Origin of the sequence: Butyricicoccus sp. OF10-2 (genome assembly GCF_003481925.1) — a bacterium.
Lineage (GTDB): Bacteria > Bacillota > Clostridia > Oscillospirales > Butyricicoccaceae > Agathobaculum > Agathobaculum butyriciproducens.
In genome coordinates, this window is sequence record NZ_QUMC01000008.1 from 78,173 (window position 1) to 97,385 (window position 19,213).

The 19,213-nt window shown below is 50.8% G+C and carries 14 protein-coding genes, 2 tRNA genes and 6 pseudogenes; 9 read left to right on the forward strand and 13 right to left on the reverse strand.

What is annotated here, in order from left to right:
- Positions 1–113: 113 nt before the first annotated feature.
- Together DXB00_RS18145 and DXB00_RS06195 are read right to left on the reverse strand one after the other, a co-directional pair.
- Positions 114–518, reverse strand: coding sequence for a DUF2752 domain-containing protein (locus DXB00_RS18145; RefSeq protein WP_119214630.1), 405 nt, complete (start codon positions 516–518; stop codon positions 114–116).
- Positions 493–2,082, reverse strand: a pseudogene (locus DXB00_RS06195) (ABC-F family ATP-binding cassette domain-containing protein); the annotation flags it as partial. The gene DXB00_RS18145 and the pseudogene DXB00_RS06195, both read right to left, overlap by 26 nt.
- Positions 2,083–2,344: 262 nt before the next feature.
- On the opposite strand from DXB00_RS06195, the pseudogene DXB00_RS17115 reads away from it, so the two are divergent.
- The 3 genes and pseudogenes from DXB00_RS17115 (at position 2,345) to DXB00_RS06215 (ending at position 3,883) form a co-directional block, all read left to right on the forward strand.
- Positions 2,345–2,784: pseudogene (locus DXB00_RS17115) on the forward strand (nitroreductase family protein).
- A gap of 101 nt (positions 2,785–2,885) precedes the next feature.
- Positions 2,886–3,602, forward strand: a complete 717-nt coding sequence (locus tag DXB00_RS06210) for an NAD-dependent protein deacylase (protein WP_118729840.1) — start codon at positions 2,886–2,888, stop codon at positions 3,600–3,602.
- 65 nt (positions 3,603–3,667) lie between these two features.
- Positions 3,668–3,883 (forward strand): DUF378 domain-containing protein, encoded by a 216-nt coding sequence (locus DXB00_RS06215; protein ID WP_118285795.1) that lies wholly within the window; start codon positions 3,668–3,670, stop codon positions 3,881–3,883.
- A gap of 80 nt (positions 3,884–3,963) precedes the next feature.
- Here the strand turns inward: DXB00_RS06215 and DXB00_RS06220 are convergent, their stop codons facing one another.
- Together DXB00_RS06220 and DXB00_RS06225 are read right to left on the reverse strand one after the other, a co-directional pair.
- Complete coding sequence (locus tag DXB00_RS06220) at positions 3,964–5,256, reverse strand: O-acetylhomoserine aminocarboxypropyltransferase/cysteine synthase family protein (RefSeq protein WP_119214629.1); 1,293 nt, start codon at positions 5,254–5,256, stop codon at positions 3,964–3,966.
- Between the two features lie 370 nt (positions 5,257–5,626).
- The gene (locus DXB00_RS06225) at positions 5,627–7,039 is read right to left on the reverse strand and encodes a glycine--tRNA ligase (protein WP_110436756.1); all 1,413 of its coding nucleotides are present in this window, start codon (positions 7,037–7,039) and stop codon (positions 5,627–5,629) included.
- A gap of 276 nt (positions 7,040–7,315) precedes the next feature.
- Here DXB00_RS06225 and DXB00_RS06230 point away from each other — a divergent pair.
- Both DXB00_RS06230 and DXB00_RS06235 read left to right on the forward strand, forming a co-directional pair.
- Positions 7,316–7,392, forward strand: a tRNA-Ala gene (locus DXB00_RS06230).
- A 143-nt stretch (positions 7,393–7,535) separates the two neighbouring features.
- A complete protein-coding gene (locus DXB00_RS06235) occupies positions 7,536–7,799 on the forward strand; it encodes a DUF1653 domain-containing protein (RefSeq protein ID WP_118729839.1) in 264 nt (87 codons plus the stop codon).
- 92 nt (positions 7,800–7,891) lie between these two features.
- On the opposite strand, the gene DXB00_RS17120 is transcribed toward DXB00_RS06235, so the two are convergent.
- From DXB00_RS17120 to DXB00_RS16305, 4 genes and pseudogenes are all read right to left on the reverse strand, one after another.
- Positions 7,892–8,044, reverse strand: a complete 153-nt coding sequence (locus tag DXB00_RS17120; RefSeq protein WP_243022706.1) for a hypothetical protein — start codon at positions 8,042–8,044, stop codon at positions 7,892–7,894.
- Between the two features lies 1 nt (position 8,045).
- Complete coding sequence (locus DXB00_RS17125) at positions 8,046–8,213, reverse strand: hypothetical protein (RefSeq protein WP_407926648.1); 168 nt, start codon at positions 8,211–8,213, stop codon at positions 8,046–8,048.
- A gap of 107 nt (positions 8,214–8,320) precedes the next feature.
- Positions 8,321–8,482, reverse strand: a pseudogene (locus DXB00_RS18150) (ssDNA-binding protein); the annotation flags it as partial.
- A gap of 257 nt (positions 8,483–8,739) precedes the next feature.
- Complete coding sequence (locus DXB00_RS16305) at positions 8,740–8,910, reverse strand: hypothetical protein (RefSeq protein ID WP_158578345.1); 171 nt, start codon at positions 8,908–8,910, stop codon at positions 8,740–8,742.
- A gap of 181 nt (positions 8,911–9,091) precedes the next feature.
- Between DXB00_RS16305 and DXB00_RS06250 the strand changes: the two are divergent.
- Both DXB00_RS06250 and DXB00_RS06255 read left to right on the forward strand, forming a co-directional pair.
- A pseudogene (locus tag DXB00_RS06250) lies at positions 9,092–9,469 on the forward strand (S24 family peptidase); the annotation flags it as partial.
- 10 nt (positions 9,470–9,479) lie between these two features.
- Complete coding sequence (locus DXB00_RS06255; protein ID WP_118729835.1) at positions 9,480–10,022, forward strand: tyrosine-type recombinase/integrase; 543 nt, start codon at positions 9,480–9,482, stop codon at positions 10,020–10,022.
- Positions 10,023–10,187: 165 nt separating this feature from the next.
- Here the strand turns inward: DXB00_RS06255 and DXB00_RS06260 are convergent.
- From DXB00_RS06260 to DXB00_RS17140, 4 genes and pseudogenes are all read right to left on the reverse strand, one after another.
- Positions 10,188–10,263 (reverse strand) — tRNA-Val (locus DXB00_RS06260).
- Positions 10,264–10,422: 159 nt separating this feature from the next.
- The gene (locus DXB00_RS06265; protein ID WP_158578344.1) at positions 10,423–14,094 is read right to left on the reverse strand and encodes an S-layer homology domain-containing protein; all 3,672 of its coding nucleotides are present in this window, start codon (positions 14,092–14,094) and stop codon (positions 10,423–10,425) included.
- A gap of 290 nt (positions 14,095–14,384) precedes the next feature.
- Positions 14,385–14,822, reverse strand: coding sequence for a transposase (locus tag DXB00_RS16625; RefSeq protein WP_199677297.1), 438 nt, complete (start codon positions 14,820–14,822; stop codon positions 14,385–14,387).
- A pseudogene (locus tag DXB00_RS17140) lies at positions 14,819–15,295 on the reverse strand (transposase). The gene DXB00_RS16625 and the pseudogene DXB00_RS17140 overlap by 4 nt, the downstream one beginning before the upstream one ends.
- Before the next feature lie 352 nt (positions 15,296–15,647).
- Here DXB00_RS17140 and DXB00_RS06275 point away from each other — a divergent pair.
- Together DXB00_RS06275 and DXB00_RS06280 are read left to right on the forward strand one after the other, a co-directional pair.
- Positions 15,648–16,970 (forward strand): phospholipase D family protein, encoded by a 1,323-nt coding sequence (locus DXB00_RS06275; protein WP_158578343.1) that lies wholly within the window; start codon positions 15,648–15,650, stop codon positions 16,968–16,970.
- The gene (locus DXB00_RS06280) at positions 16,942–17,658 is read left to right on the forward strand and encodes a hypothetical protein (protein ID WP_147359191.1); all 717 of its coding nucleotides are present in this window, start codon (positions 16,942–16,944) and stop codon (positions 17,656–17,658) included. The genes DXB00_RS06275 and DXB00_RS06280 overlap by 29 nt, the downstream gene beginning before the upstream one ends.
- A gap of 517 nt (positions 17,659–18,175) precedes the next feature.
- Here the strand turns inward: DXB00_RS06280 and DXB00_RS06285 are convergent.
- Positions 18,176–19,034, reverse strand: a pseudogene (locus DXB00_RS06285) (IS256 family transposase).
- Between the last annotated feature and the right edge of the window lie 179 nt (positions 19,035–19,213).

Genomic DNA, 19,213 nt, shown 5'->3' on the forward strand with positions numbered 1-19,213 from the left:
AAAAAGTACAGTAAAACCCGATCAAATTTCCGGCTAATCTTTGCATATTGCACAAAATGTCGAATAAAACAAAATCCGCTCGAACCGTGCAGTACAGTTCGAGCGGGAAATCTTCAAAAAATCAGCGGGTCATGCAGCGCGAGACGTATCAGCCAAATTGCGATATCCAGCACGATAGCGCTCCACAGCAGCATGCGCTCGAGGTTTTTGGAGCCGAAAAGTGGCTTTTTGCCAAACAGCGCGTACAAAACGACCGGCGGCAGCACGAAAACCATCGGGTGAAACCGCAATGCTGTACGAAAGTCCAGTCGGAGCAGAGCGGCAAGTGCGCGGCTCAGTCCGCAGCCGGGACACGGCACGCCGATCAAGTATTTGATCGGACAGTTCCAGCCGAACAGCAGCGCCGAGGCGTATGCCAGCGCACCCAGTATCAGCAGCACGAGCAGGCCGTTCAGACCGCGCCGAAAGCGCTCCGGCATCAGCCTTGTAGGTCTCGCGGAACTCGAGGAACTCGTCATAGGTGCATTCCTTGTCCAGAACGCCCTTTTCACGAATTTCGATAATACGGGTCGCGATGGTCTGCACGAACTCGTGGTCGTGGGAAGCAAACAGCACGGTGCCCTTGAAATCACGAACGCCGTTGTTGACTGCGGTGATGGATTCCAGATCGAGGTGGTTGGTCGGCTGGTCGATGACGAGCACGTTCGAGCCGAACAGCATCATGCGCGCCAGCATCAGGCGAACCTTCTCACCGCCGGACAGTACGCGAACCGGCTTGTAAACATCGTCGCCGGAGAACAGCATACGGCCGAGGAAGCCGCGCAGCGTGGATTCCAGTGTATCCGTGCGGGAATACGGTGCGATCCAGTCGAGCATGTTTTCCTCGTGGCCCTCGAAGAACTCGTTGTTGTCCTTCGGGAAATAGCTCTGCGAGGTGGTAACGCCCCACTTGAAGCTGCCCTCATCCGGTTTCATCTCGCCCATAAGAATCTGGAACAGCGTAGTCATTGCCAGCTCGTTATCCGAGATGAACGCAATCTTGTCACCGCGGCGCACGATGAAAGATACGTTGTCGAGCACCTTCTCGCCGTCGATGGTCTTGGAGATGCCGCGCACCTCGAGAATATCCTTGCCTGCCTCACGGTCCGCGTCAAACGCTACCCACGGGTAACGGCGGGACGAAGCCGGCATTTCCTCGACGGACAGCTTGTCGATCAGCTTGCGGCGGCTGGTCGCCTGACGGGACTTGGACTTGTTTGCCGCAAAACGCTGAATGAAGTTCTGCAGTTCCTTGATCTTTTCCTCGTTCTTGCGGTTCTGATCCTTGATCATGCGCTGAACCAGCTGAGAGGACTCATACCAGAACTCGTAGTTGCCGACATACAGCTTGATCTTGCCGTAATCGATATCAACGATATGGGTACATACATTGTTCAGGAAGTGACGGTCATGCGATACAACGAGGACGGTGCCCTCAAAATCGGCAAGGAAGTCCTCCAGCCAGCGGACTGCCTGAATATCCAGATGGTTGGTAGGCTCGTCCAGCAGCAGGATATCCGGCTTGCCGAACAGTGCACGCGCCAGCAGCACCTTGACCTTCTCGACGTCACCGAGGTTCTTCATCTCGGTGTACAGGATGGCATCTGCATCCAGACCCAGACCGTTCAGCAGCTGGCTGGCCTCGGTCTCGGCGTCCCAACCGCCCATTTCAGCAAACTCGGACTCCAGCTCGGCAGCCTTGTTGCCATCCTCCTCGGTGAACGGGTCCTTCATATAGAGCGCATCCTTTTCGCGCATGACCTCGAGCAGACGCTCGTTGCCGCCGAGAACCGTGTTGAGCACGGTCTCCTCGTTGAAGGCGAAGTGGTCCTGCTTGAGTACGCTCATACGGGTCTTGGGCGCAATCGAAACCGTGCCGGTGGACGGGTCCAGATCGCCGGACAGAATGCGCAGGAAGGTAGACTTGCCTGCACCGTTTGCACCGATAACACCGTAGCAGTTGCCCTGGGTGAATTTCAGGTTTACATCTTTGAACAGCGGCTCGCCGCTGAAGTTTAAGCTAAGATCGCTGATATTGATCATGAAAGAGATTCCTCCCGCATTATTTTTCAATTAGAATCAGTATACCACACAAACCGCTGTTTTCACAGATAATTTACAGGTGCAGCCGCATTTTTGTTCATGTTGTCTTGAAACAGCACCGAGAATGCTATATACTATATTTATAAATATCAATCCCTATTTGTTTCAGGAGGTTTTTCCTATGTCTAACCTGATGGAAGTTATCAAGTCCCGCCGCTCTACGCGCGCGTTCAAGTCCGAGCTGCCGCCGAAGGATCAGATCATGCAGATTGTTGAAGCTGCTGAATGGGCGCCTTCCGGCATGGGCAAGTACCTGTGGCACTTTACCGTGATTTACAATGCAGAGAAGTCGCTCAAGCTGGCTCGTGCCGTTGCTGAGGCAGACAATCGCGGTCCGGAGTATAATTCTACGGTGCACCGGTCAACATTATCATTTCCTACAAGCGGGATGAGCACCACGCTCTGGTAGACGGCGCTGCTGCAATGGAGAATCTGCTGCTGATGGCTACTGAGCTTGGCCTCGGCTCCTGCTGGATCAACCAGCTGCGCGAGACCTGCGACGTGCCCGAGGTTCGTGCACTGTTGACCGAGTACGGCGTACCGGAGGACCACATCGTTGTCTGCTCCGCTGCAATCGGCTACATCGAGAAGGAAACGCCGGCAAAGCCGCGTCATGAGGGTCTGGTTTCGATTACCGAATAATCGAAACAATGGAAAACCCAGAATAGAAAATGCCAAATACCTTAATTTTCAATTCTCCATTATCCGTTTTCAATTCATTAGCGACGAAAGGAGCTAATATCATGGATGAGAAGATTGCTAAACTGAGAGAGTGGATCGACGGCAGCGACAATATCGTCTTTTTCGGCGGTGCGGGCGTATCGACCGAGAGCGGCATTCCGGATTTCCGCTCGGTGGACGGTCTATACAACCAGCAGTACAAGTACCCGCCGGAGACCATTCTCAGCCACACGTTCTTTTTGAGCGAAACCGAGGAGTTTTACCGCTTCTATCGGGCGAAAATGCTGGCGCTCGATGCAAAGCCGAACGCGGCTCACCTCAAGCTGGCCGAGTGGGAACGCGAGGGCAAGTGTCGTGCCGTTGTAACGCAGAACATCGACGGTCTGCACCAGAAGGCAGGCTCGAAGGAAGTGCTTGAGCTGCACGGCTCGGTGCTGCGAAACTATTGCATGCGCTGCCGCAAGCCATATCCGGTTGAGTCCATCGCCAAGAGCACCGGCATTCCGAAATGCTCGTGCGGCGGCATTATCAAGCCGGATGTCGTGCTGTACGAGGAAGGTCTGGACAGCTGCACGATCAACAAGAGCGTGGACTACATCTCCAAGGCGGATATCCTGATCATCGGCGGTACGTCGCTAGCGGTATATCCGGCGGCCGGCCTGATCGACTATTACCGCGGCAATAAGCTGGTTCTGGTCAACAAGTCCCCCACTCCTGCGGATCGCCGTGCTGATCTGGTCATTCATGCGCCAATCGGTGAGGTTTTCTCCCAGCTGTAACGTTAAAATGTATGAAACTCCCCTTTTCGGTTATACTGAATGCAAACTGAAAGGGGAGTTTTTCTATGCTTATCGACAAAATCGCACTGATACTGATGATTATCGGCGGTCTGAACTGGGGACTGATCGGCATTTTCAAGCTCGATCTGGTCGCGCTGCTGTGCGGCGGACAGACCGGCGCCATCAGCCGCATCGTCTACACTCTGGTCGGACTGGCGGCAGCATGGTGTATCTCGCTGCTCTTCCGACAGGATGACACCACACAGCAGCCGAAAAGTTGAATAAAAAGCAAAGCCCGCCGGGAACGGCGGGCTTTGCTTATCAAATTGTAAGAGGTAAATAGGAATACGCGATACTTTGCTTAGTTGAATGCCTGCTCGAGATCAGCCAGAATATCGTTGATATTCTCAGTGCCGATGGACAGACGGATGGTGCCCTGATGGATACCCTGATCCTCCAGCTCCTCTGCGGTCAGCTGCGAGTGAGTGGTGGTTGCCGGATGGATGACCAGGCTCTTAACGTCAGCAACGTTTGCCAGCAGAGAGAAGATCTGCAGCTTGTCGATAAACTTGAATGCTGCTTCCTTGCCGCCCTTGATATCAAAGGTGAAGATGGACGCACCGCCGTTCGGGAAGTACTTCTCGTACAGTGCATGGTCCGGATGATTCGGCAGAGACGGATGGTTTACATGCTCAACCTGCGGGTGATTGGTCAGGAACTCAACGACCTTCTTGGTGTTCTCAACATGACGCTCGATACGCAGAGACAGAGTCTCAGTGCCCTGCAGCAGCAAAAATGCGTTGAACGGAGAAATGGTAGCACCAGTATCACGCAGCAGGATAGCGCGGATGTAGGTTACGAAAGCAGCAGGACCAACTGCATCTGCAAAAGAGATGCCGTGATAACTCGGGTTCGGCTCAGCAATCGGTGCATATTTGCCGGATGCCTTCCAGTCGAACTTGCCGGAATCAACGATGATACCACCGAGGGTCGTGCCGTGACCGCCGATGAACTTGGTAGCAGAGTGAACAACGATATCAGCACCGTACTCGATCGGGCGGATGAGGTACGGAGTGCCGAAGGTGTTGTCAATTACGAGCGGCAGGCCGTGCTTGTGCGCAATCTTTGCAATAGCCTCGATATCCGGAATATCGGAATTCGGGTTGCCGAGAGTCTCGATGTAAACAGCCTTAGTGTTGTCCTTGATAGCACCTTCCAGCTCTTCCAGATTGTGTGCATCAACGAAGGTGGTCTCAACGCCGAACTGCGGCAGAGTGTGTGCCAGCAGGTTATAGCCGCCGCCGTAGATGGTCTTCTGTGCTACGATGTGGTCGCCGGCCTGAGCAAGTGCCTGAATGGTGTAAGTGATCGCTGCGGCACCGGAAGCGGTAGCCAGAGCAGCAACACCACCCTCGAGTGCTGCAATGCGCTTCTCGAACACATCCTGCGTAGAATTGGTCAGACGACCGTAGATATTGCCTGCGTCAGCCAGACCGAAACGGTCAGCCGCGTGCTGACTGTCATGGAAAACATAGGAAGTGGTCTGGTAGATCGGAACTGCACGAGAATCGGTAACCGGATCAGCGGTCTCCTGACCGATGTGCAGCTGCTTGGTTTCAAAGGACCAGTTTTCGGTATTCTTGATAGTTGCCATGATAATAATCTCCTTTTTATATACATGTTTGAAGTGATTGATTCGTTTCGTGTACTAAAAAGAAGGATCACATTCGCCCAAATCGGAAATTCGAGCGGAGCAGCTTTTCAAAGTAGTATCGCATAACCGCGTCTCCTAAATTCATATTATTTCACTGGGATTGCTATGATTATACTAAACTCCCCCTCTTCTGTCAACCCTTTCCGACAAACTTTTTTCATTCCGGCAGAGTGCCCAATTTCCGATGGCTCAATCCCTATATTTCCAATAGGTTTTGGGTAGTGTTTTCTGTTCTCCATCCAAATAAAAGAAAACCGCCGCACAGGGATTGTGCAGCGGTTTTGATGATCAATGTTCAGCAGCGAAAAAATCAGAACTCGATCTTCTTTGCGATATAAGCAGCAACTTCCTCGATCTTGATGCGCTCCTGCTCCATAGTGTCGCGGTCACGAACGGTTACGCAGCCGTCCTGCTCGGTCTCGAAATCGACGGTTACGCAGTACGGTGTACCGATCTCGTCCTCACGGCGATAGCGCTTACCGATAGAGCCTGCATCGTCAAAATCAACAGAGAACTGCTTAGCCAGCTCCTGCCAGATCGGCATAGCCTTGTCGGTCAGCTTCTTGGACAGCGGCAGTACAGCAGCCTTGAACGGTGCCAGAGCCGGATGCAGACGCAGAACAGTACGAACATCGTCCTTGCCGTTCTTGTCCTGACCTACAACTTCCTCGTCGTAAGCGTCGCACAGGAAGGCCAGTGCAACACGGTCAGCACCAAGCGAAGGCTCGATAACATACGGAATATACTTCTCATTTGCTTCCTGATCGAAGTATTCCATCGAAACACCCGAGGTGTTCTGATGCTGGGTCAGGTCGAAATTGGTGCGGTCGGCAATGCCCCACAGCTCGCCCCAGCCAAACGGGAACATAAACTCGATATCGGTGGTAGCGTTGGAGTAGTGAGACAGCTCCTCCGGATCGTGGTCGCGCAGACGCAGGTTCTCGTCCTTCATGCCGAGAGACAGCAGGAAGTTGTGGCAGTAATCCTTCCAGTACTTGAACCACTCAAGGTCGGTGCCCGGCTTGCAGAAGAACTCCAGTTCCATCTGCTCAAACTCGCGGGTACGGAAGGTGAAGTTGCCCGGAGTAATCTCGTTGCGGAAGGACTTGCCTACCTGACCAACGCCGAACGGAATCTTCTTACGGGTGGTGCGCTGGATATTCTGGAAGTTTACGAAGATGCCCTGTGCGGTCTCCGGACGCAGATACAGCTCGTTCTTCGCGTTCTCGGTAACGCCCTGGAAGGTCTTGAACATCAGATTGAACTGACGGATGTCGGTCCAGTTGTGCTTGCCGCAGGTCGGGCATGCGATCTCATGCTCGTCGATGAATGCCTTCATCTCAGCCTGGCTGAGCGCGTCAACACTCTTGCCGAGATCGTAGTTATTCTCAGCACACCAGTCCTCAATTACCTTATCGGCACGAAAACGCTCCTTGCACTCCTTGCAGTCCATCAGCGGGTCAGAGAATCCGCCAACGTGACCGGAAGCAACCCAGGTCATCGGGTTCATCAGGATCGCGGAGTCAAGACCTACATTGTACTGGCTCTCCTGCACAAATTTCTTGCGCCATGCTGCCTTGACGTTGTTCTTGAACTCAACGCCGAGCGGACCGTAGTCCCAGGTGTTTGCAAGACCGCCGTAAATCTCCGAGCCGGAGTATACGAAGCCGCGACCCTTGCAGAGCGCTACGATCTTTTCCATTGTTTTTTCGCTGTTTTTCATGTTAAATTCTCCTTTTGGCACAGCTGGCTGCTGCACGCGGTTTTTGCTTTGCACCCGAAAAAAGTGCTTGACATGAAATTATTCTACCGTTATAATTAATAATTGTCAAGGGTAGTTTAGTGAATTAAACGAATAGAGTTTGGTTTGATCGGTAAATTGCTTGCAAAAAGTTGACATTTGGGCGATTAGCGCAGTTAAAAGCGGTGCGGAAAGCAGTCCCCGTCTTCCCTGTTCAGTTGAGTTTGGTCAAAACACTTTTCTTGACAACATATATTCGGGCTTGTAGCTCAGTTTGGGAGAGCGTTCGGTTCGCATCCGAGAGGTCGAGGGTTCGATCCCCTTCAAGTCCACCATAATGCGAAGATACAAACTTTTTTCATAGTTCGGAATGTTTTCGCATTAACCATCAGAATAGAGCACACCTGATTGCGGGTGTGCTCTTTTTCTTTGCCCTCCTCTCTGTTATAATAAAAATATAGGATTGGAGGAAATATGAATGGCTTCAAGAAAAATTCTGGTCGGTGAAAAATACTTACACTTTAAGAACAAGCTGTATCAGGTACTCACTATCGCCACGCACACGGAAACCGGTGAATCGCTGGTGATCTATCAGGCGCTCTACGGCGACTTCAAAATCTACGCGCGGCCGTATGATATGTTCGCCTCCGAGGTGGATCACAAGAAGTACCCTGATGTTACGCAGCGTTTCCGCTTTGCTCATGTAATCTTTGACGGAGATACGCCGAAGGCAACTGAATAAAAACAGCCCCTCCGAGAGCCGGTATCAAACCAGTTCCCAGAGGGGTTTCTCTTTATTTCCCCATCGCCTCCGCCAGCTTCTTCACGAGGTCCTCACCGTACTGATTGATACCGCAGCAAATACTCGACGGTCTGCTCCTCCAGACCGGCAAGCTCCTGCACAGTGACGCTCAGCAGCTTGCGAATCGGGTCATACCCGATCATAAAGCCTGCCCGTTCCAACGACCGCAGTTTGATGTAGTTCACCTCATTCTCGGTAATGCACTCGCGTGTACGGGATTTCGGTTGCCTCGTAGATCTTGTCGTGCATGCGGAAAACCTGCAAGACCCATTCCTCGCCCGCAAGCCACGCAACCACACGCGCCTCGATAGCGGAAATGTCCGCGTCCACGAATTTGTAGCCAGGCTTGGGCACCAGTGCCGTCCGCACCAACTGCGAAAACGTACCGGGGTACGCTGCCGTACAGCATTTGCACGGCTGCCGAGCGGTTCGCCATCGCGGGTCTTGCACACGTTGCCCAGACCACAGCCGACACCGCGGTTGCCGGAAGCGTCATACGGGAAGAAGTTGACGGTCACGCGGGCATACATACCAGAGTAAACGTCGGTCGGCAGCAGGTCGGCATGGACGGTGGAAATATGCACGCACTGCGGCTTCTGCTTGTAACCCAGTGTCCCTTGCACTCCAGGACGAACGGCTCACCGGACGGACGGATGCCGTCGCCGCCGTAGATGACCGGATAGCGTATCTGCGGACGGTTGCCCTTCCACAGGTTCTTGACGCCGTATCCCACAGAGCGGCCAGCTGCTCGAGCTGCTCCTCCGTCCAGCAGAAGTAAAGACGCTTGCTCGGCTTGATGCCGCAGCTGTGCTTCTCGACTGCAGCCAGATTGGCTGCAAAGTTGTTGTTTTGCATTGAATCTTCTCCTTTCTTGTGCATTTTATCGTACAATGCCAATACGCCGCTTGACGATGTCGGTTGCAACGTCGCCAAGATAGTACGTCACGCGATGCTCGCCGGACGCTCTCGGTGCGCCGATTATGCGCTTGGCTTTGTGTTTGTCGGTAAAACCGTAGATTTTTACGACTTGCTCCAGTGTCAGCAATACCATGTTCGAATACATCCGCATCAGGTCGTTCTTGCCCCCTAACGGAGTTCCTGATTGGTTCAGGCGTTTATGTTTTACACCTCCTTGTGTGATTTATAATCACGCAGGTGGTACACTAATCACAACCAATCGAATGTTTGATATAAAGTAAGGATGTTTGTTCTGACATTATGAGGAAGAATCAAAAGAGAAAATGGTCGAAGTTCCCAACACCTATCTCAAGGGCCGCAAGCCGGAGGATTTCTGCGCTATGCATGTCCGAGGTGACAGTATGTATCCTGATTTCCGTGATGGTGATATCGTGCTGGTGCTCAAGCAGAACACCATGAACCACAGCGGCGAAATCGGAATCATCAGCTATGGCGATGACGAAATGACCATCAAACGCATCAACTACGCTCAGAGCGAGGATTGGCTGGAGCTTGCACCCCTGAACCCCGTCTTACCCGCCCAGACGGATCGAGGGCACCGACCCGGAAAGATACCGTATTATCGGTATCCCGCGCGTACTGATACGCGCGTTCTAAATATAAAAATTACGTCCACCGGCTGCAACCGATGAGCGTTAGCGAGTGCATTCTACCCTCTTATTTTACAACCAAAGATGTTTTACAATAAAAACAAACACATTAGACGGATGTTTCCGCAAAACGTTTAGCTATAATGACAAGCGGTACTCCGTCCGGGTAAAGACCGCGCGCGATCTCTGGCACAAGGTCGAGGAAAAGAGTAGCGGCTATCTTTTTACGCAGCCGACTACCGGCAGACCGCACACCGAAACGTCCACGAAGCAGATGTGGCGCTCGTTCAAGCAAGCGCTTGATCTCGATATGGGTGCACAGATGGTACACGGCGTGATCGCCCCGGAAACGTCCGTCGTGGCTGACGATCTCACGCCGTACTGCCTGCGGCATACATACGCGACTGATTTGCAGTCCGCCGACGTGCCGATCAACGTTGCAAAGGACTTTCTGGGGCACAAGTCGATTGCCATGACGTCGCATATTTATACGCACCTCTCCGATGAAGCGTTCACGAACGCCTCGCTAAAGGTGCTCAGTTTTGCGACAGAGAGCAGGAAGAAAACACAGAAAAAAGTCGTCTCTATCCGTTGATTTTTGCTCCCACACTTAGTCCCACATCCTGCACCCGTAAAAACCCCAAAAAAACCGCATTCACACAAAAAACGGAAAAAGCGCCGCTTCCCTTGCGGCGCTGTAAAAAAGTTCAAATAAACAGAGAAAAAGCTCCCAAACCACAATGTTTAGGAGCTTTTCGTTTGGTGGAAGTTAACGGGCTCGAACCGCTGACCCTCTGCTTGTAAGGCAGATGCTCTCCCAGCTGAGCTAAACTTCCATCGGGTCGTTGTTGTCGTTGTCTCATCCCTGACGACTTGTTTAGTATATAACAGAATCACGAATCTGTCAACACATTTTCTGAAAAAACTCCAAAAAATTTTTAGACCCGAAAATTTACACCGCGCACAGCGTTCTCCGGCATGCGCGGTGCAATGTATTATTGTTCCATCTTTTCACAGAACCGCATCAGCATTGCCGCAGCCTGTGCGCGGGTGGCATTCCCCTGTGGATTCAGTCTGCCGTGCGAGCCGTTGACGATTCCGTTCGCCGCCGCCCATCGCATGGCATCGGCCGCATAAGCGCTGACGGTATCCGCATCCGCAAAGGCATCCAGTGTGCCACTGGCTTCGGGAGCATCCGCATAGCGGTACAGCATGGTGACGAGCTGCTCTCGTGTAATTCCAGCCTCCGGCGCGCGGCCATCCGAAATGCCTGCCGACTGCGCCCACGCCATACCCTTCTCGTACCAGCTTGCACCGCCGGTCGTATCCGCACCCGCGTACCGTGCGAGAATTGTCATCAGCATACCGCGCGTGGTCGTGCCATCCGGCGAGAACGCATCCGTACCTGTACCGCTCATCAGACCCTTTTCCACAACACAGTGCACGGCATCGGCGTACCACTCGGTTGGCTTGACGTCATCGAAGCTCACATTTTGAGCAGGCTGTCTCTCGAAAATAGGCGTAAGCGTGACATTGCACGCAGGCATGACGAATGTAAACCGACCGTCCTTCTCCGTCACTGCGACCGGCTTGCCGCTCTGGTCTGTAACCGCGATTGTTTTGAGAGCATAGCCTTCCTTTGGCACAGCTTTAATCATCACTGTGCTGCCTTTGGCTGCGTTTTTCGGCGTGATCGAGACCTCGCCGTGCTCACTCTTAGCCGCAGTCACCGCACCGGTCGGCGTGCGGACCGGACCGCCGCCACCACTGCCGCTCGTTCCTCCACTCTGCTGAGCGGTGAACACCGGTGCTGCAGTCTGCGTGCCGTTCAGTTTAGTAAGTGCTTCCTCTGTCAGCGTCGTGTACGTTTTATCACCGATTTTCCACCCGTCAAACGTGTATCCGCGCTTGCCGTCGGTCGGAAACGCCGTTCCGATATCTCCCGCGCCATAAACGTTGGTCTGCGCACTGCTGTCCGCAAACACGAACGTGATCTCCGCGCGGCGCACGTCCACTGCAGAACGGTCGATCGTGTACGTCACGCCATAGGTGGTCAGCGTATCGCCCGCGGCCACGGCATCCGGCGCAGAAACCGTGATCGGCTCGGTCGCAAAGCCAGTCAGTCGAATCGTCAGACCATCGATTACGGCAGTAACGGTACTCGGCGTGACAGCTGCCGTCTCGAGCGCCTTCTTAATCTGAAACGAGAAGGTTTGTGTCTCGGGCAGCACATAGTTGCCCGCCTTTCCGCCTGCCAAAGCAGCCGCGCGTGCGGTGTACGACCCGGTTTCGGTCCGGCTGCCGTCCTCGATTATGACAGTAAGCGCATCTCCGTTCACCGCGCCAATCGCTTCTGCCGTGACCAACTTCGGCGTACCATCATAATAGAAAATACTCTCGCCGTTCCATTTTATCTCAACAGGCTTCGGCTGTACGTTCAACACGCCGTTTTCATATGTAATTTTGTAATTTTCAGCTTTTGCAGCCATCGGAATAATCGTGTAAGTTCCAATATCGCTAAACTGTGCATAGTCAAACGCATAGTTCAGACCCGAAAGCACGTTTTCGTTCTCATTGTTCACGAATCCATTGATTTCCGCACCATTATCACTTAACGTTTCTCCATAGGTTATGGTTTTACCCTTAGCACGAATACACAGCGGCGCTTTTTCAATATGAAACCGAACCGCTTGCGAGGTTGCGGAAGCCGTACTGCTCGTTTCCGGTGCATACGCTTCCACCCAGTAAGTTCCAGCGTTGATCGGTGCACCGTCCAGTTGATTGCTTTTTGCGCCGTTGCTGTCGGCGTAGTAGCGATACGTCGGCGCGGACGTGCCCGAGCAGGTCATATTGCTCTCGCTGTACGGCAGACCGGTATAGACTGCATTCTTCGCGCTTACAATAAGTTCGACCGTTTTCGGCAGGATTTTACCCCTTACAGTGCAGTTTTCGTCCTCTAACGTGTAATTTTTATTCGTAAGTGTAACTGTAACCGTCACATTCCATTCGCCGGCTTCGGCAGATGCATACCGTGTCGAGAGCGTGTAATCCGTGCCCTCGCTCAGTGCCGCGCCTTCCGGAAGATTGCTGAACGCCAGACCGCTAATCCGTGCATCATCATCGCGTCCGTTGCATGTCTTGTCCGCGACTTTCAGCGCTGTTGTATTCAAGTAAATTATGCGCTTATTGATTGTAAAACTGCCGATATTCACCCGTTTAACTGCAGAAAAGTTTTCACTCGATGCAATCTCGACCGTCACGTTGTAAGTTCCGGCACGAACCGGCAAAGCTGTGCTGTCGTTGTACCAAACTGTGACCTCGCCAACGCCTGTTCTCGTCCACACCGACGCCTCACGCGGCTTGCCGTCGTATATTGAAGCCGCAGGCAGCGCAACCTTGTAATCTGCGTCCTTTTCCGGTATTTTCTGCGTGATTTGGAACGTTTCCTCAACTTTTCCGGTGTAATTACCCTTGCCGGTAATTGTCACCGTTCCTGCACCGCAGTCTCTGTTATTGGTGTAAGAAAGTTCGTAATCTACGTTGATTTTCAACGTTTTATTGCCTATTGCGATGATTGGCTTGGGATTATGCTCGACTCCGTCATACACATACTCGGTCTGCTTCATATCAATCTGCGCGTCTGCAATATCCCGCGGAATAACTTTCAGCGTACCATTGGCATAGCTGATTGCGTAATTTTTCGTCTTATCTGTACCGTTTCCGCATATTTTTGCATTATGTGGTACATTTTCTGCATTTCCTGCATTCGTCTGCGTGCCGGAAACCTTCACCTCGATGATTTTGTCGCCGGACACCAGTTTGCCTGCTGTGTAGCCATCTTTCACCAGAGGTTCGCCATCGTACACTTTCTCTGCGCTTTCCGCCGTAATTATCAGCGGTTTCGGCTGAATTTCTGCAGAAAACTCCTCGCTTTCCACGGTGTACTTGCTGTCTTCCGACATAAATTTGAGCCGATATTTGTCCCCGACATTCGGGACGGTTTCACCGTTTACGACCTCGAATGTGCCGGAAAGGTCTGCGCCGTTCATCGTTGCGCTGCAGCCGGAAACATCAACCATTTCATTCCAGGTCTGGCCGTATGTGCCCTTAGCCGACGTAATCCAGTCTATAATCGGTGTTTCTTCTTTAGAACCTTCTTCCGAGATTAAAACAATCTCGAGTTCGTCAGATAAACCATTACACTCGGCTTTCATATGATATGTTTGCCCTGCTTTTGCATTACAAGTAACAATCATGTCCCAGTGCACATCTATTTCGTTTGTCTGCTTATTTAGTTCTTCTTCTCTACGAAATGTGACACCATTATCCGTGTTTTCGTCCACTATTGTTTTATCTTCTGCATGCAATGAAATATTGCATTTTGCTTCTTGGTTGACCGTCAGATCCTGGAAAAGTGCATCCGCCGTATACATATCCTTGTATGGCTCATCACCAGTTGGAATCGAAACAGTAATCGACTTTTCAACTACAGGTGTACCATTTCGATTGATTCGGATTGATGTAGTTGGTCGAGCCTTTCTACATATCCGTTCCGGATAAACCGCATTCTGATAAGTGCCGTCGGCCGCTCCCGCAGGAACGACTACCATGCCGAGCGCCATCGAGAGCGCCAAGACCGCCGAAAATGCCGTTTTAAGACGTTTCACGTTTTCCTCCTGACCCGCAAGCTGGTATTTGACGATTGCGTGCGCTTCGTTCACTGCACTCTGCACAATTTTTCGCAGAGAACACATATATTTTTATTCAGCTTACCATGAGGTTTCATATGCGTCAATGTTTTAATCGACAAAATTCGACATGTAATATTCAGCATTTTCCATAAAGGCACAGCCAGTCGTTAGTCTGTTTCTTCGTGTCTACTCCACCTATACAGTGAGCCCTTCATCGGCAGAATATTCATATTTGCATATTTATGTTATTATCTTAAAAACGACTACTAATTCTCTATTATGTCATTTCCATACATACTGTATGATGTTTTTCGTTTAATGACTATGCGTTCATTTATCCGTATTTCGCATAAATATCCTATAAGTGCAAAAACACTGTGAAGCTTTCCACAGAGCTGCGCCGTTGATGAGCAATAATAAGACGAAAAACACGAGCGCTGTATATTTACTCTGGAAGTAGACCAGTCCTCGGCGTATTCCATGAGATACGTTGTCACCAGGCGAACATAAGAACTTTCATTCGGAAAGATTCCAACCACGCTGGTACGTCTGTGGATTTCACGATTCAATCTTTCAATCATGTTGGAAGATGAGATTTTTCGCGCGTCCAGCATGGGGAATGTATAGAAGGCCAGAGAATCTTCCAATCCATCTTCAAGGCACTGAACCGCTTTCGGCAAGCGCTTGGCATAGGAGTCGATCACATCATATGCGCGATAATATCTCTGCGGCTATTTTCGTCCACACCGCACACGATAAGCACCGCCATGCTGATAATTCTGCCATCTACACGAACTTTTTCATACAGTGCGTCCACCCAAAGAACCGAGTACACCGTATCGGAAGAGAGCGATTACGGAACTCCTCGACCTACTCATTCAGTCCTTTTGTCATCTCGCTGATCTGGCTTCTGGATAGATTTTCGATGCCGAGGCTATGTGCCAGCTTCTCCATTTTTTCGAGTGGAAACGCCCTGCACGAAGGCTTCCTGCACTACCTGTACGAGCATCTCTTCACTGCGCTTGCGCTCTGTGACGAAGAACGGAATGTAGCCGCCCTGACGAACCTTGTGCACCATGAGGTACATCGTGCCCATTCGGGTATCCAGACGGCGAGGACGATAACCGCTGCGGTAGTCGCTTCTTCCGTCCGTGCGCTGACTTTTCTCTGCGCCCAGTTGCTGATCGACCTCGGCCTACATCAGCTCTGTGCACAGCCATTCCAGCATACTCAGCATCGGATCCGGCTGCGTCACACATTGCAGTAGCAATTCTGTCAGATTTGTGGTATTCTTTTTGTGAGCCATTAGGGTCTCTCCTTTACATCATGATTTTTTCGACAACTATCATTTTACAGGAGCCCTGATGGCTTGTCTATTTTCTGTTTGCTTTTGCGAACTTGATTATACGCTATCAACCAAACAGCCATATATGGCGGATGCAGGAGCAAAAATATAGCAATCCATAGCAGAAAGGGTACAAAACAATAGCATAGGACCACACAAAAATATAAAAAGCGGGGTAATGTCAATGGACGATAACTTGAATCTGTTTTCTTTGGTAGACGAAGAAGAAAAATCGGCACCAAACAAAAAGCGAGGCAGCAAACTTGACGTAGTGGAGATGGGGTACAAGCAGGCGCACACTGTCACATGGCAGGAGTTGTTTGAGGGATTTGATACCATTCACGCCATTACATTTTCCTCCGGCCTGAATTTTGTGTATCAGCTGCTGGATATGTTCGATCATGCGGAGATTATCTTTGGCTGTGAGCATATCCTTTCCTCGTCCATGAATCAGATTATTGCTTATCAAGATAAGCTGATCGAGCGAATGCGCGAGCAGTCAAGTGAAAAAATGAATGATCTGCTTGCCCGTATGGATAAGGGAGAAGTTCGGTTTTATGTATCCCGCGGTACGGTTTCCCACGAAAAACTGTATCTGTTGGAGGCGGCAGATGGCCGAAAGCGCGTTATCACAGGTTCGGCCAATATGTCTTATCATGCGTTCGGCGGTATGCAGCGAGAAAATATCTGCTTTGTTGATGGCGATGAAGCGTATGATTGGTATTACAGTGTGTTTCAAAGTCTGCTCGAGGAAAGCTCGGATGAGATCACCATGAAAGCGCTGCAATATGCAGATGCGGGCGAAAATATTGATGAACTGCCCATTGCCGGCACAATCAAGGCGAATAAGGTCTTTGTGATCGAGCCGACAGAGACAACTGCGGATGATGCGTCAGAAGTCAAATTTATTCTGGATGTACATAATCTGGCGGATAAACTGAAGCCGTATATGCCTAAGCAGGATAAGAAAACAAGTAAACAGGGAAAAACGATCATTTCGGCGGCACAAATCGTCAAGCTGCGGCGGCAAATCCAAAATGAGAAGATTAAAGAAAAAGAACTGAGAAGTGAATACCCGCAGTTGATAATCGATGCGGATAAGCAAAGTGCCACTCTGAATGGCGAGGCACTGAACCTGCATCCGACAGAAGAGGAGATTCGCCATGATGTAGGGTTATTCCGCGATTATATGGACGGATACAGCCGTTTTCCTGGTGATTATGAGGGGATGCAGTATCGGTATTTTGAGTTTGCGAACTGGTTCTTTTGTTCGCCGCTGATGGCAACGATGCGCGATATGGCGGCAAGGTTTGATCAGCAGCGGTTGCCGTATCCGGTATTTGGCTTGGTTTATGGACAGAGCAAGGCCGGGAAGACCAGCTTTCTGGAAACACTGCTCAAAATGATGATCGGCCAGAAACCTAAGATTTCGGCACCGGATTTTACCCGATCTGGCATTGAAAACCTGAAAACGAACCGTGCAAGGGGCCCCGATCATTGTAGATGACTTGACGAATACACGCTTTAATCAGCACGCGATCGAAACCATCAAGAATGATGATTTTGGTGTGAGCGACCATTTGACACATTATTCTGCGGTTGTCATCAGTGCTAACGAGGATGTAAAAGCGGTTGCACCGGAGGTCATTCGCCGAACAGTTATCTGTCGTGTAGAAGCGGGTCTGACCAATACCGAAGTGATGCGCAGCAACGTGGTACGCTCGGTGCAGCAGAAGATCGGCACAGCATTCTATCGGGAATACTTACGCAGAATGCTGGAACAAATGCCGGATTTACTCGATCAGCTAAAGGATGATGAAACCGAGGCACCGGATATTTTACAGATTTCCTCGGAGATTATCGTTGCTGTCATGCAGCAGTTTGGCAGTGATGTGCTGCCGGATTATATCCGAACGCTTTCACTGGAGAATTATTTCAGTGAGCACGTTACCGGCAAATACGCGATCAAGTTGATTCAAAATGCATGGCGGACGAGCAAAAAGTCGTTTGTTGTGAATAAGCACAGCAATGAACTACGTTACAATGCGGGTGTACCGTATGAAGCGGACCGCCTGATGAAAGAATTGCCGGAAACACTGGAGGCCCATAAATCTCGTGAGTGGGTCGTGATGAACCTGCAGGCCGCACGGGAATTTTTCGATGTGAATTTCAGAAAGGGATTGTGGCGGTTTTGAGAGCGGCAATGAGGCGCCTTGCAGTTTGTGAGTGTGCATCAGGCAGTGGTTTGCAGATGGCTTAAATAAGGGAAGCCTGGAGTCGGATTAGTAATTTAGTGTACAAACCGGAGAATGCTCAGGCAGAACTGTGAAAAATTCTACTTCTATATAAGTGCAATAGGCTGTGATTTCAAGGTGTAATTATTGAAAACACAGCCTATTTGCTATATGATTAATTAAACTGGAACCGATTTACAGAGCAAAATGATAAATTTTGCAAAGGATGGGGAAGATGAAAATTCGCTACAAAAAGGGTTGTACTCTCGGAATATATTATTTAGAGGGACTACCCCGAATTCTGTGTAACCGCCAAAATGCGGTGTAAAATAGAGCTTAATATTTCAAGACGGGAGCGGCGTTGGCTGCGCCCGCCTTGTCTACAACATAACGCCAACCGAGGCGGGAGTCAAGGGGCACCCTCGTCCATTGGAGCCTCGCCGGCGGCGTAGCGCCCCTTGACCTTCGAGCCGGATTGTTAATCCGGCATCCGATCCTCAAAATAGATTGCCAGCTGGGCATGAATCATGCTCCAGTCCTGCCGGCGGCCGGTCCACTTTTTCGTGATGTCGATCATCGCCAGATACAGCATTTTGAAAAGGCTGTCATCGACTAAGAATCTTAGGATACTTCTTGTCCCAGTGTTCTGCGAACGTGTCTATCGCGTCCAAAGCAGCCGATTCATCTACCGCTGCGTAGACTGCTTTCAAGTCAGCCATAAATGCCTTCAAATCCTTGTAAGAGACATATTTGCTGGAATTTCGAAGTTGATGGATGATGCAGTTCTGGATTTCCGTCTTGGGATAGACCGCCTCGATCGCCGCAGAAAAACCGGTCAAATTATCCGTACAGGCAATGAAAATATCCTCGACGCCCCGATTTTTCAGGCTGTTCAGTACGGTAGCCCAGAATTTCGCACTTTCGTTCTCGCCAACCCACATTCCCAGAACATCCTTCCGACCATCAGGATCAATACTGATGGCGATATAGACGGCCTTCTTTACGATCTGGCCTTCACTGCGGACATGGTAGTGAATCGCATCCGGAAAAACAACCGCATAAATGGGCTCCAGCGGCATCGGCTGCCACTCTTGCCAAAACTGGTGCGCAGGGTTTTGCTGCTGTGCCCGTTCCGGCTGTTATCCGTGTCCTTGTTCTTGTAGTCATACCAGCTGATCGTCCAGCTCGGCCTCCAGACCGTTTTCCATGAACTCCGCGATAGTGTCTTTGAACAGTTCCTGAATGTCATCCATGCTGCCTACATTCGCCAGCTGCAGCAGCTCACGAATTTTTTCGCGACGTGCGTTTTCTTCTGGGGTTTTTTTCCTTCTTGCCATTGTGATTACCTCCGTCATTCTGCTTCTATTCTACACCTTGTTGGAGGTTTACACAAAGTTTGGGATGGAGGGGGGTGCGGACGAAAAGTTGGACAAAGCAGAGGCCGCAAGGAGGAAATAGGTATATTGTTCACATACGAAAAGAAAGTCCGCGCCCTGTAATTATATGAGCAAACCCA